General features: G+C 70.4%; 14 protein-coding genes. 7 read left to right on the forward strand and 7 right to left on the reverse strand.

The annotated features are described in order from the left end of the window. Positions 1-92: 92 nt before the first annotated feature. Positions 93-467, reverse strand: a complete 375-nt coding sequence (locus tag VT50_RS23960) for a hypothetical protein (RefSeq protein ID WP_046090599.1) — start codon at positions 465-467, stop codon at positions 93-95. A gap of 572 nt (positions 468-1,039) precedes the next feature. Here VT50_RS23960 and VT50_RS23965 point away from each other — a divergent pair. Then, positions 1,040-1,378: a helix-turn-helix domain-containing protein gene (locus VT50_RS23965; RefSeq protein WP_046090600.1), complete on the forward strand. Its 339-nt coding sequence runs from the start codon at positions 1,040-1,042 to the stop codon at positions 1,376-1,378. A 115-nt stretch (positions 1,379-1,493) separates the two neighbouring features. Here VT50_RS23965 and ychF read toward each other — a convergent pair whose 3' ends face one another. Then, the gene (gene ychF, locus VT50_RS23970; protein WP_046090601.1) at positions 1,494-2,582 is read right to left on the reverse strand and encodes a redox-regulated ATPase YchF; all 1,089 of its coding nucleotides are present in this window, start codon (positions 2,580-2,582) and stop codon (positions 1,494-1,496) included. A 202-nt stretch (positions 2,583-2,784) separates the two neighbouring features. On the opposite strand from ychF, the gene VT50_RS23975 reads away from it, so the two are divergent. Further along, positions 2,785-3,465, forward strand: a complete 681-nt coding sequence (locus VT50_RS23975) for a DUF6542 domain-containing protein (RefSeq protein WP_046090602.1) — start codon at positions 2,785-2,787, stop codon at positions 3,463-3,465. Here the strand turns inward: VT50_RS23975 and ppgK are convergent. Next, complete coding sequence (gene ppgK, locus VT50_RS23980; protein ID WP_046090603.1) at positions 3,371-4,162, reverse strand: polyphosphate--glucose phosphotransferase; 792 nt, start codon at positions 4,160-4,162, stop codon at positions 3,371-3,373. The two genes, VT50_RS23975 and ppgK, sit on opposite strands and share 95 nt — an antisense overlap. Beyond that, entirely contained in the window at positions 4,159-5,205 is a 1,047-nt protein-coding gene (locus tag VT50_RS23985) for a 4-hydroxy-3-methylbut-2-enyl diphosphate reductase (protein WP_046090604.1), read from the reverse strand. The genes ppgK and VT50_RS23985 overlap by 4 nt, the downstream gene beginning before the upstream one ends. 53 nt (positions 5,206-5,258) lie before the next feature. Between VT50_RS23985 and xseA the strand changes: the two genes are divergently transcribed. The 3 genes from xseA (at position 5,259) to VT50_RS24000 (ending at position 7,539) form a co-directional block, all read left to right on the forward strand. Beyond that, complete coding sequence (xseA, locus tag VT50_RS23990; RefSeq protein ID WP_046090607.1) at positions 5,259-6,479, forward strand: exodeoxyribonuclease VII large subunit; 1,221 nt, start codon at positions 5,259-5,261, stop codon at positions 6,477-6,479. A 10-nt stretch (positions 6,480-6,489) separates the two neighbouring features. Then, on the forward strand, positions 6,490-6,783 hold the full coding sequence (locus VT50_RS23995) for an exodeoxyribonuclease VII small subunit (RefSeq protein WP_046090605.1): 294 nt from the start codon (positions 6,490-6,492) through the stop codon (positions 6,781-6,783). Positions 6,784-6,948: 165 nt separating this feature from the next. Beyond that, a complete protein-coding gene (locus VT50_RS24000; protein ID WP_046090606.1) occupies positions 6,949-7,539 on the forward strand; it encodes a malonic semialdehyde reductase in 591 nt (196 codons plus the stop codon). A 100-nt stretch (positions 7,540-7,639) separates the two neighbouring features. Here the strand turns inward: VT50_RS24000 and VT50_RS24005 are convergent, their stop codons facing one another. After that, a complete protein-coding gene (locus VT50_RS24005) occupies positions 7,640-8,179 on the reverse strand; it encodes a DUF4245 domain-containing protein (protein WP_078840653.1) in 540 nt (179 codons plus the stop codon). 186 nt (positions 8,180-8,365) lie between these two features. On the opposite strand from VT50_RS24005, the gene glpX reads away from it, so the two are divergent. Further along, positions 8,366-9,397, forward strand: a complete 1,032-nt coding sequence (glpX, locus tag VT50_RS24010; protein ID WP_046085529.1) for a class II fructose-bisphosphatase — start codon at positions 8,366-8,368, stop codon at positions 9,395-9,397. A 107-nt stretch (positions 9,398-9,504) separates the two neighbouring features. On the opposite strand, the gene VT50_RS24015 is transcribed toward glpX, so the two are convergent. Beyond that, positions 9,505-9,861 (reverse strand): WhiB family transcriptional regulator, encoded by a 357-nt coding sequence (locus tag VT50_RS24015; RefSeq protein ID WP_020868722.1) that lies wholly within the window; start codon positions 9,859-9,861, stop codon positions 9,505-9,507. Between the two features lie 178 nt (positions 9,862-10,039). Then, positions 10,040-10,762 (reverse strand): DUF1707 SHOCT-like domain-containing protein, encoded by a 723-nt coding sequence (locus tag VT50_RS24020; protein ID WP_107424874.1) that lies wholly within the window; start codon positions 10,760-10,762, stop codon positions 10,040-10,042. A gap of 168 nt (positions 10,763-10,930) precedes the next feature. Between VT50_RS24020 and VT50_RS24025 the strand changes: the two genes are divergently transcribed. Then, the gene (locus VT50_RS24025; RefSeq protein WP_046085527.1) at positions 10,931-12,634 is read left to right on the forward strand and encodes a fumarate hydratase; all 1,704 of its coding nucleotides are present in this window, start codon (positions 10,931-10,933) and stop codon (positions 12,632-12,634) included. The last annotated feature ends 279 nt before the right edge of the window (positions 12,635-12,913 follow it).

Genomic DNA, 12,913 nt, shown 5'->3' on the forward strand with positions numbered 1-12,913 from the left:
GGGCTCGACCGGTGCGTGCCGGTCGAGCCTTCAGCGCGTTCAGTGTCCGGTCGGCACGACAGCGCCTCCAGCGCCGACCACGGGTCCGTGACTCATGAGTCGGAGTAGCTGAAGTCGCCCACGGTCCAGCCGGTGACATCCTTGATCGCGACGCGGTACATCCCGCCCGTCTCCGGAATCCCCATGCTGCCTTGCAGGATCCGGGCGACGTGAAAGTGCAGATGGGTGGGCGGGCCGCCGCGATCGGGCCGGTCCTGCGTCCCCCCGACGGTGAAGACGTCGGCGAAGGGGCCGAGGCGGTCCGAGTCCCTCAGGATCTCCGACACGCGTTGCCTCCACACGGCCTCGGGAGCCAACCGTCCGGTGATGACAGCGCCGCCGGTGACCACGGTCAGGGACATCTGGTAGCTCTGCTCGGACTCCACTACGGCGGCCACGTCAACGAGCAGTTCGTCAGCGTTCGACATGAGAGCCGATCTTATTCATCACTCCGGCCGGTTGTACCCCGCCGAGTGACCAACCGCACGCCGACTGGTACCGGCCGCAGACTATCGAGGACCGGGGTGCGACAAAATCTATGCTCGCCGGAGTAGACATTGGGCTATCGCGTGGCTAAGGTTTTTCCCGTAGCCAGAGTCGAGTGAGACCCGGCAGAGACGAACTGGCGGGTAGAAGTACATGAAGTACCCAGGTCGCGGTGCGGCTGCGGAGTGACGAAGCCACGTTGTTCGAGGAAGGCGACGGAACTGGCAGCCGCACCGGGCGGCCCGAAGTGGACAACTCAGCGAAGAACGGAGGAAGCGGACGCCATCAGGATCGCCCGGGCACGGGGAACCGGCCCGGGTACCGCAAGACCCCGGAATGGAAGGTGGTTCCCGGTCAAGCACTCGCGATCCCCGCGATCCTGCCCTCCTCGGGCGGCGTAGCGGAAGACAGAAGGTCGGCACGGCAATACGGCCGACAGATGGTGTTGAATTTCCTTCGGGGCCCTGGTGCTTACGGCACCAGGGCCCCTCGACGCGTGCTCAACGAGGTGAGAATGACAGCAGACAATCCGCTCGGTGGCCGTCTGGACGACGACGACTACCCCGCCTACACCATGGGTCGGGCAGCCGAGATGCTCGGCACCACCCCGGGCTTTCTCCGCGCCATCGGCGAGGCCCGCCTCATCACCCCGCTCCGCTCGGAGGGCGGGCACCGCCGGTACTCCCGCTACCAGCTACGGATCGCTGCCCGCGCCCGCGAGCTCGTCGACGAGGGCATGCCGGTCGAGGCCGCCTGCCGCATCGTCATCCTCGAGGACCAGCTCGAGGAGGCCCAGCGCATCAACGCGGAGTTCCGCCGCGCCGCGGCCGAACAGCACGACGACGCTCCATGAGCCCTTCCCCGCACGGCCGGCACCGCAGCACGGAAAGGGCGCCGGGCCACAACGGCCCGGCATCCCCAGCCGCCCTTACCGCGGAAGTCTCCTCAGGTCAGCAACGGGGCGGAGGTCATACGTTGAAGCGGAACTCCACCACGTCCCCGTCCTGCATCACATAGTCCTTGCCCTCCATGCGCGCCTTACCGGCCGCGCGGGCCTCGGGGACGGAGCCCGTCTCGATGAGGTCGTCGTAGGAGATGACCTCGGCCTTGATGAAGCCCTTCTGGAAGTCGGTGTGGATGACACCGGCCGCCTCCGGGGCCGTGGCGCCCTTCTTGATGGTCCAGGCGCGGGACTCCTTGGGGCCGGCGGTGAGGTAGGTCTGGAGGCCCAGGGTGGTGAAGCCGACGTGGGCGAGGGTGGCGAGGCCGGGCTCGTTCTGCCCCACGGACTGCAGGAGCTCCAGGGCCTCGTCCTCGTCGAGCTCGGCGAGGTCGGCCTCCAGCTTGGCGTTGAGGAAGATCGCCTCGGCGGGGGCGACGAGGGCGCGCTGCTCGGCCTTGAAGGAGTCGTCGGTGAGCTCGTCCTCGTCGACGTTGAAGACGTAGAGGAAGGGCTTGGTGGTGAGCAGGTGCAGCTCGTGGAGGAGGGCGGCGCGCTCGCTGCCCTGGACGATGCCGGCGGAGAAGAGGGTGCGGCCCTCGTCGAGGATGGCCTTGGCCTCCTCGACGGCCTTGACCTGGGGCTGCTTGTCCTTCTTGATCCGGGCCTCCTTGACCAGGCGCGGCAGCACCTTCTCGATGGTCTGGAGGTCGGCGAGGATCAGCTCGGTGTTGATGGTCTCGATGTCGCTCTTCGGCGAGATCTTGCCGTCGACGTGGACGACGTTCTCGTCCTTGAAGGCGCGGATGACCTGGCAGATGGCGTCCGACTCACGGATGTTCGCCAGGAACTTGTTGCCCAGGCCCTCGCCCTCCGAGGCGCCCTTGACGATGCCCGCGATGTCGACGAAGTCGACGGTGGCGGGCAGCTTGCGGGCCGAACCGAAGATCTCGGCGAGCTTGTCCAGGCGGGGGTCGGGGACGCCGACCACGCCGACGTTGGGCTCGATGGTGGCGAACGGGTAGTTGGCCGCCAGCACGTCGTTCTTGGTGAGGGCGTTGAACAGGGTCGACTTGCCGACATTCGGCAGACCGACGATTCCGATCGTGAGCGACACGTTGACGACTTCCCGTAGCTTCCCGTGGCGGGGATGTGAGGACCGATGACGGGCCCCGGTGGTGCCGGGGCCGGTCCACCAGTCTACGGGGCGGTCCTCGATCACCCGGCCGGGCTGACAATCGGTCGAACACACTGCCAAGGTCCTGCGAAGGGCGTGTCCAAGACCGGATTCCCGCCCTCCGGCGACCTACGTTGGTCGGGTGGAGCCTTACAGCACGCGTACGCCCCGACGCACGGCGGCACCGCCGCCCCGCCCGGCCGCGGACGACACATACCCGGGACGGGGCAGAAGCACGGGCCAGGGCCGGGGGCAGCCCGGCGGCACGGCCCGGGCGGCACGGCCCGCCGCACGCCGTACGGGGCCGTCCGGAGCGGCCGCGGCGCTGCCCGCCGTCCTGCCCGCCCTGCTGCGGCGGGCCAGGGGGCTGTCCCTCCCCGATCCCCGGCTGACCGGGCTGGGCGCGGGGCTGCTGACCACCCTCACCATGCTCGGCATCGGCTGCCTGGACGCGCTGCTGCTCTCCGGCTCGCCCACCGTCTACAGCGTGCTCTTCCTGCCCGCCTGTGCGGCCTGCGGGCTGTGGGTGCGGCCCGCCGATCTGCTGGCGGCGCCGGTGGCGGCGCCACTGGCGTATACGGTCGGGCTGCTGCCGATCAACGAGGGTTCGGCGGGCCTCAGCGGACAGGCGGTGGGGGTGTTCACCGCGCTGTCGCTGCAGGCCGGATGGCTCTACGCGGGGACGCTGCTGACCGTGGTGATCGCGCTCGTACGGCGGGCCGCGCTGGTCACCCGGCGTCGCCGGCAGCAGCGGCCGCGGCCATCCCGGCACCCACGATCCCCGCGTTATTCTGAAGCCGCGCCGGTACGATCTCGGCCCTGACGCCCTCGATCAGCGGCAGGAACTTGTCCGCCTTACGGCTCACCCCGCCGCCCAGCACGAAGAGCTCCGGAGAGAAGAGCATCTCCAGGTGATGGAGGTACTTCTGCACCCGGCGCGCCCAGTGCGACCAGCTGAGGTCGTGGTCGTCCTTGACCTTGGTCGAGGCCCGCTTCTCCGCCTCGTGGCCGTCCAGCTCCAGATGGCCCAGCTCGGTGTTGGTGAGCAGATGGCCGTCGGTGAAGACCGCGCTGCCGATGCCGGTACCGAGGGTGAGCACGATCACGGTGCCCTTGGCGCCGCGGGCGGCGCCGAACGTCACCTCCGCGACCCCGGCCGCGTCGGCGTCGTTCAGCACCGTGACCGGGCAGCCCAGCCGCTCGGCGAGGTGTGACGCCAGATCGGTGCCGATCCAGCTCTTGTCGACATTCGCGGCCGTAAGGGTGACACCGTCCTTCACCACGCCCGGGAAGGTCACCCCGACCGGCCGCCCGGACCAGTCGAAGTGCCGGACGACCTCCACCACACCGTCCAGGACCGCCTCGGGCGTGGACGGACGCGGGGTGAGCACCTTATGGCGCTCTTCGGCGAGCTCGCCCCGGTCCAGGTCCACCGGGGCGCCCTTGATGCCAGAACCGCCGATGTCGATGCCGAACACCTTCGCCGCGGGTGCCCCCGTGGCCCCCTGGCCGTGCGTCACCGCTGGGACCCCTCCGGGCGAACAGATGCCGCCGGCGCCGCCTCGCTCGAGACCGCCTCGCCGGAGGCCGCGGCGGCCTCGGCCCGCAGGTCCCGCCGCAGCTCCTTGGGCAGCGAGAAGGTCAGCGACTCCTGCATGGGCTGGACGACCTCGACATCGCCGAAGCCGCGCTCGGCCAGCCACTCCAGGACGCCCTCGACGAGCACGTCAGGAACGGAGGCGCCCGAGGTCACACCGACCGTGGTGACGTCCTCCAGCCATGCCTCGTCGATCTCGCTCGCGTAGTCGACCAGATGGCCCGCCTTGGCGCCCGCGCCGAGGGCGACCTCCACCAGCCGCACCGAGTTGGAGGAGTTCTTGGAGCCGACCACGATCACCAGGTCGGACTCGGCGGCCACCTGCTTGATGGCGGTCTGGCGGTTCTGCGTGGCGTAGCAGATGTCGTCGCTGGGCGGGCTGATGAGCTGCGGGAAGCGATCCTTGAGCGCGTCCACGGTCTCCATGGTCTCGTCGACCGAGAGGGTGGTCTGGGAGAGCCAGACGACCTTGGACTCGTCGCGCACCTCGACGTTCTTCACATCGTCGGGGCCGTCCACCAGGGTGATGTGCTCGGGGGCCTCACCGCTGGTGCCGATGACCTCTTCATGGCCCTCATGGCCGATCAGGAGGATGTCGTAGTCCTCCTTGGCGAACCGGACTGCTTCCTTGTGGACCTTGGTGACCAGGGGACAGGTGGCGTCGATGGTGGCCAGCTTGCGGGTGGCGGCCTCCTCGTGGACCACCGGCGCGACACCGTGCGCCGAGAAGATCACGATGGAGCCCTCGGGCACTTCCTCCGTCTCGTCGACGAAGATGGCGCCCTTCTTCTCGAGGGTCCGGACGACGTACTTGTTGTGGACGATCTCCTTGCGCACATAGATGGGCGCGCCGTACTGCTCCAGGGCCTTCTCGACGGCGATCACGGCACGGTCGACACCGGCACAGTAGCCACGGGGGGCCGCGAGCAGGACCCGGCGGGCGGAGGTTGCAGTCATGTCCCCCATGGTAGGGGCGATGACGGCGGGGTCTGTCGGTGGTGGCCGATACCCTCGCGGTCATGGCTGTCAACACGTCCGCGGAGGCGCCGATCCCGGTCGGCGAGGTGTCCCGGCTGATCGGGGGCTGGATCGACCGGCTCGGCGCGGTCTGGGTCGAGGGGCAGATCACCCAGCTGTCCCGGCGCCCGGGCGCCGGTGTGGTGTTCCTGACCCTGCGCGACCCGAGTTACGACATCTCGCTGACCGTCACCTGCTTCCGCGCCGTCTTCGACCAGATCGCGGACACGGTCACCGAGGGCGCGCGGGTCGTGGTGCACGCCAAGCCGGAGTGGTACGCGCCGCGGGGGCAGCTGTCCCTGCGGGCCGCCGAGATCCGCCCGGTGGGCGTGGGCGAACTGCTCGCGCGGCTGGAGCAGTTGAAGAAGGCGCTGGCGGCGGAGGGGCTGTTCGCCGCCAACCGTAAGAAGGCGCTGCCGTTTCTGCCCCAGCTGATAGGGCTGGTCTGCGGGCGCGCCTCGGCCGCCGAGCGCGACGTGCTGGAGAACGCGCGGCTGCGCTGGCCCGCCGTCCGCTTCGAGGTGCGCAATGTGGCCGTGCAGGGGGTGCACGCGGTGCCGCAGGTGATCGAGGCCGTCAAGGAGCTCGACGCGCTGCCGGAGGTGGATGTGATCGTGGTGGCGCGCGGCGGCGGCAGCGTGGAGGACCTGCTGCCGTTCTCGGACGAGCAGCTGATGCGGGCGGTGGCCGCGTGCCGTACGCCGGTGGTCTCCGCGATCGGCCACGAGCCGGATTCGCCGCTGCTGGACCTGGTCGCCGATCTGCGCGCCTCCACGCCCACGGACGCGGCGAAGAAGATCGTGCCGGATGTGGGCGAGGAGCTGATGCGCGTCCAGCAGCTGCGGGAGCGGGCGCTGCGCAGTGTGCACGGGCTGCTGGACCGGGAGGAGCGGGGGCTGGCCGCCGCGCTGGCCCGGCCGTGCATGCGGGAGCCGCACCGGATGGTGGACGAGCGCGAGGAGCGGATCACCGCGGTGCTGGAGCGGGCCCGCCGCTGCCTGGGCCATCTGCTGGACCGGGCCGAATCCGAGCTGACCCACACCCAGGCGCGGGTGGTCGCGCTCTCCCCCGCCGCGACGCTGCGCCGCGGCTATGCGGTGCTCCAGCACCCCGACGGCTCGGTGGTGCGGGCGGCCGAGGAGGTCGCGGAGGGTGAGGAGCTGCGGGCGCGGGTCTCCGAGGGCGAGTTCCGGGTGCGGGTCGCTGTCGGACCCGCTGAATAGGGTGAGGGGTATGGCGAAGACGGACGAGCAGACCGGGCAGACGGACGAGCGGTCCGGGGAGACCACGCTCGGCTATGAGCAGGCGCGGGACGAGCTGGTCGAGGTGGTCCGCCGCCTGGAGGCGGGCGGCACCAGCCTGGAGGAGTCGCTTGCGCTCTGGGAGCGCGGCGAGCAGCTGGCAAAGGTCTGCCGCCACTGGCTGGAGGGCGCGAGGGCCCGGCTGGACGCGGCGCTGGCGGAAGGCGAGGACGGCGCCGAAGGCGCCGAAGGCGCCGAAGAACCGGAAAGCACCGAGGAGAGCTGACCGCCCCCGCCCGGCGTCCGGCGTCGGCCAACCGCCGGCGGCGGATTCGCTGTGTGATTCAGAGCACCTTCCCCACCCCGCGCCATCTTTTTAGTTGAACATTAATCTAAGCGTCGTACAGTGGAGCCCGTCAGCGATATCCCCGCTTATGCAGAGGTTTCTTCCATGGCACTCGTTCTCGACCCCGCCGCCCAGGACCTGCTCTTCCGCGAGGCACGCACCGCCAACACGTTCACCGATGAGCCGGTGACCGAGGAGCAGGTGCAGGCGATCTACGACCTGATCAAGTACGCGCCGACCGCGTTCAACCAGTCGCCGCTGCGTATCGTGCTGGTCCGCTCGCCCGAGGCCCGTGAGCGGCTGGTTCAGCACATGGCCGAGGGCAATCAGCCCAAGACCTCCACCGCCCCGCTGGTCGCGATCCTCGCCGCGGACAACGAGTTCCACGAGGAGCTGCCCGCACTCTTCCCGCACTTCCCGCAGGCCAAGGACGTCTTCTTCACCGAGCGTGGCGCCCGTGAGCAGGCCGCGGCGCTCAATGCCTCGCTGCAGGCCGGTTACTTCATCCTGGGCATCCGCGCCGCCGGACTCGCCGCCGGTCCGATGTCCGGTTTCGACCCGTCCGGGGTCCAGAAGGAGTTCCTGGACGAGGACCACACCCCGCTGATGGTCATCAACATCGGCAAGCCGGGCGAGGACGCCTGGTTCCCCCGTGGCCCCCGACTGGACTACGACGACGTCATCACCACGGTCTGACCGGCTGATCGACCGCTTGGCCGCCGCCGTTCGGGGGCGTTTGAACTACCGCGGGCCCTTGGCCCGGACCGCCGGTCCGGGCCAAGGGCCCGCGCCCCGTTCAGCCCTTCTTCTCGGTGAGCGCCGCGGCCATCTTCGTCAGCTGCCCGTACGACGCCGTCCCGGTGACCACCGTGGTCACGCCCGGCTCCTTGCGCACCAGCGCGTCGTACTTGTCGCCGTCGTAGCGGATCCAGTCCTCGCCGTCGATCCGCTGCGTCCGCTTCGTCTCCCGCGCCTGCTGGGTGACCTCCTCCACGAACGGCACGGGCTTGCCGTCGCTCTGCTCGACCGCGATGTACTCCTCGTGCTGGTCGAGGAAGCCGAGGTGCCAGAGCGCGCCGTCCTCCGCGGCGGCCGGGCGGTAGGTCACCGATGTCGCGCGCCAGCCCTTGGGCAGGGTCCCGGGCTCGGGGGCGGCCACCGGGTACGGGGCGGCGCGGCGGGCCGTGGCCAGCTCCACGCGGTAGTTCACCGTCTTCACCCCGGCGCCCTTGGGACCCTCGTCATGGGGGATGCCGAAGAGGTAGATGGCCGCCGCGACGACGCCGATCGCCGCCAGCGACAGCACCATGTCCCGGACCGTCTCTTTGCCACGCATACCTGCCACGCCCCCATCGTCCCTCATCGGGTCGCCGCACCTCGCAACAGGGCCGCGCTCATGCGTGGGGCTATCTGCTCACTTAGCCCATCAGCGGATAAAGTCATGAACACCCTCATCCTCCTCTTCCCCTCGCGGGGAGGAGGGGCCCTCACGGTCCGTCGCCGTACAGAAAGGTGCGCTCCGATGACCGAGCATCATCTCCCGTCCCAGCTCGAGGTCAGCCCCGAGGCTCCCGATCGCAACCTCGCCCTGGAGCTCGTCCGGGTCACCGAGGCGGGTGCCATGGCCTCCGGACGCTGGGTGGGCCGCGGCGACAAGAACGGCGCCGACGGAGCGGCCGTCAAGGCCATGCGTTCCCTCGTGCACACCGTCTCGATGAACGGCGTCGTCGTCATCGGAGAGGGGGAGAAGGACGAGGCGCCGATGCTCTTCAACGGTGAGCGCGTGGGCGACGGCACCGGCCCGGAGTGCGACGTGGCCGTGGACCCGGTGGACGGCACCACGCTCACCGCGAAGGGCATGGCCAACGCCGTCTCCGTCCTCGCGGTCGCCGAGCGCGGCACCATGTTCGACCCGTCGGCCGTCTTCTACATGGACAAGCTGGTCACCGGCCCCGACGCCGCCGAGTTCGTCGACATCACCGCGCCGCCCGGCGTGAACATCCGCCGGATCGCCAAGGCGAAGAAGTCCAGCCCCGAGGACGTCACCGTGGTGGTCCTGGACCGCCCCCGCCACGAGGGCGTCGTCAAGGAGATCCGGGAGGCGGGCGCCCGGATCAAGTTCATCTCCGACGGCGATGTGGCCGGGGCGATCATGGCCGCGCGCGAGAGCACCGGTGTGGATCTGCTGCTGGGCATCGGCGGCACGCCGGAGGGCATCATCGCGGCCTGTGCGATCAAGTGCCTCGGCGGGACCATCCAGGCCAAGCTGTGGCCCAAGGACGACGAGGAGCGGCAGCGCGCCCTCGACGCGGGCCATGACCTCGACCAGGTCTTGGAGACGGACGACCTGGTCAGCGGCGACAACGTGTTCTTCGTCGCGACCGGCATCACGGACGGGGATCTGCTGCGCGGGGTGCGGTACCGCGCGGAGACCGCCACCACCCAGTCGCTGGTCATGCGGTCCAAGTCGGGGACGATCCGGCAGATCGACTCCACCCACCGGCTGGCCAAGCTGCGCGCCTACGCCTCGGTCGACTTCGAACGGCCGAGCTGAGCGACCCGACGGCGGCGTTCAGCCCACGGTCGGCGGCTTGGGCCGACACCGCATGACGAGGGCCGGGTCCCGCCTCCCGGCGGCACCCGGCCCAGGTCCCGAAGAGTTCAGCCGGCGGCGGCGACCCGCACCGCGCGCTGGAGCTCCGCCTCCCGGCGCCGACGGCGGGCCAGCACGACCCGGCGCTCGGCCGCCGTCAGCCCGCCCCACACTCCGTACGGCTCGGGTTGCAGCAGTGCGTGCTCCCGGCACTCGACCATGACCGGGCAGCGGGCGCAGACGCGCTTGGCGGCTTCCTCCCGCGACAGCCTGGCAGCCGTGGGCTCCTTGGAGGGAGCGAAGAACAGCCCGGCCTCGTCCCGTCGGCACACCGCCTCCGAGTGCCAGGGGCCGGCCTGATCCCGCGCGGGGACGCGCTGCGGGGGCACGGCGGCTTCCAGCAGGGGCTGATGCGGTTGCAGCACGGTCTACTCCTGACGACGGCTCCGGTGGTCACCCTTGCCCGCCTCGAGGTGTACGGCCCCGTTAGCACCCCCATCAGCCGTACGAGAGACGATGCACCAAGCCTTACCCGCTGTGCGCGCGCTTATGCACACCGTTGTCCCACCCGGAACTTCCCCGTGGACGCCCCTTCTTCAGGGGTTACGCCCGCAGGTTCTTCAGTCGCTTACCCCGCTTGGGCTTGGCCTCCACACCGCCGAAGACGGCGAATCCGGTGACGTGGATCACCGGTGCGTCGGGGTCCTGCGCCTCGTACGTCGTGACGTCGAAACCGCCGAGGATGCCCGCGCCGGAACCGCGCAGCGAGACGTTCTCCGGGACCTTGATCTCCACCCCGCCGAAGGCGGCCACGACATGGATGACGATCTCCCGCTGTTCGAAGACCGCCTCGGTCAGGTCGATCTCCACGCCGCCGAAGACCGCCAGGGCGTTGGTACGGCGCCTGACCCGCCAGCGGCCCTTGCGCACCGAACCGCCGAAGACCGCCACCAGGTTCTCCGACGCGGGGAGGGAGCGCGGCCACTCCGACTCCGCGTCGCGCCCGGAAGCGGAAGCGGCGGAGGACGCGGAGGCGGCGCCGCGGATGGGCGCGGCGGGCAGATCGCGCACCGGGGGCTCCAGCTCGCCGAGGGTCTTGGCGCGATAGACCGCGTCGATCCGCTCGGCGTGCTCCTCCGGCTGGAGCCGCCCCTCGGCAAGGGCCTCCCGCAGGATGTCCGCGACCCGGTCGCGGTCCGCGTCGGACGCGCGGAGCTCGGCCTCCGCGACGGGCGCGGTCGCCGGGGCCGCCGCGGCCTCGGGCGCCGGAGCGGGGGCGGAGGCGGGGGCGGATTTGGTCAAGGGCACGGGCTGCTGCTCATCCACGGGCTCAGCGTACCCAGTCGCGATAGATCGCGACTAGGGTACGATCCCTGATCCTTCCCCCATTACTGAGCCTTACCTCACCGGTCCCGTCCCCCGGCCCCGTTCTACGCTTGTGGACGCGCTGTCGACGAAGTCAGCCCAAGCCCTGTCGAGTGAGGAATGGCCGCGATGCCCCCCGTCTCCCGCCCCGCCCACCCCGGTTTCGCCTATTCGGACCTGCTGCCCCTGGGAGAGGACACCACGCCGTACCGTCTGGTGACCTCCGAGGGCGTGAGCACCTTCGAGGCCGATGGGCGCACCTTCCTGAAGGTCGAGCCGGAGGCGCTGCGCAAGCTCGCGGCCGAGGCGATGCACGACATCTCGCACTATCTGCGCCCCGCCCACCTCGCCCAGCTGCGCCGCATCCTCGACGACCCGGAGGCCAGCGCCAACGACCGCTTCGTCGCACTTGACCTGCTGAAGAACGCCAACATCGCGGCGGCCGGGGTGCTCCCGATGTGCCAGGACACCGGCACGGCGATCGTCATGGGCAAGCGCGGGCAGAACGTGCTCACGCAGGGGGGCGACGAGGAGGCCCTTTCGCGCGGCGTCTACGACGCGTACACCAAGCTCAACCTGCGGTACTCCCAGATGGCCCCGCTGACCATGTGGGAGGAGAAGAACACCGGCTCCAACCTGCCCGCGCAGATCGAGCTGTACGCGACCGACGGCGGCGCGTACAAGTTCCTCTTCATGGCCAAGGGCGGCGGCTCGGCCAACAAGTCCTTCCTCTACCAGGAGACGAAGGCGGTGCTGAACGAGGCGTCGATGATGACGTTCCTGGAGCAGAAGATCCGCTCGCTGGGCACGGCCGCCTGCCCGCCGTACCACCTGGCGATCGTGGTCGGCGGCACCAGCGCCGAGTACGCGCTGAAGACCGCGAAGTACGCGTCCGCGCACTACCTGGACGAGCTGCCGACCGAGGGCTCGCCGACCGGGCACGGCTTCCGCGACAAGGAGCTGGAGGAGAAGGTCTTCGAGCTGACGCAGAAGATCGGGATCGGCGCGCAGTTCGGCGGCAAGTACTTCTGCCATGACGTGCGGGTCGTACGGCTGCCGCGGCACGGTGCCTCCTGCCCGGTCGCGATCGCGGTCTCGTGCTCCGCCGACCGCCAGGCGCTCGCCAAGATCACGGCGGAGGGCGTCTTCCTGGAGCGGCTGGAGACCGACCCGGCGCGCTTCCTGCCGGAGACGACGGACGAGGAGCTGGTCGAGGGCGCGGGCCCGGACCTGGACGCGGTCGCCATCGACCTGGACCGGCCGATGGACGAGGTGCTGGCCGAGCTGACCAAGCACCCGGTCAAGACCCGGCTCTCGCTGACCGGCACGCTGGTGGTGGCCAGGGACATCGCCCACGCGAAGATCAAGGAGCGGCTGGACGCGGGCGAGGAGATGCCCGAGTACCTGAAGGACCACCCGGTCTACTACGCGGGCCCGGCCAAGACCCCCGAGGGCTATGCCTCGGGCTCCTTCGGGCCCACGACGGCGGGCCGGATGGACGCGTACGTCGAGCAGTTCCAGGCGGCGGGCGGCTCGAAGGTCATGCTGGCCAAGGGCAACCGCTCGAAGCAGGTCACCGACGCGTGTGCCGCGCACGGCGGCTTCTACCTGGGCTCGATCGGCGGTCCGGCGGCCCGGCTGGCCCAGGACTGCATCAAGAAGGTCGAGGTCCTCGAGTACGAGGAGCTGGGCATGGAGGCGGTCTGGAGGATCGAGGTCGAGGACTTCCCGGCGTTCATCGTGGTGGACGACAAGGGGAACGACTTCTTCCAGGACCCGGCGCCCCAGCCGACGTTCACCAGCATTCCGGTGCGGGGGCCGGGGCAGGAGTAACGCGTCCGTGGCGGCGGGGGTGAATGCGCCCCCGCCGCCCTTACCCGTCCCATCCCCAGGGGCTCCGCCCCTTGGACCCCACCGGGGGGACTCCCGGCTCCCGAGCCCCTGCCGGGGAGCTCCCAGCCCCGCCAGGGGGCGCCCGGCCGCGCCAAGGGGTGCCCGACCCCACCGGGGGGCTCCCGACCCTCACCAGGGAGGCACCCGACCCCAACAGGGACTCCCGGCACCGCCAGTAGCACCCAACCGCATTGGGAAGGCGCCCGACCCCGCCAGGGG

Origin of the sequence: Streptomyces antioxidans, assembly GCF_000968685.2 — a bacterium.
Taxonomy (GTDB): Bacteria; Actinomycetota; Actinomycetes; order Streptomycetales; family Streptomycetaceae; genus Streptomyces; species Streptomyces antioxidans.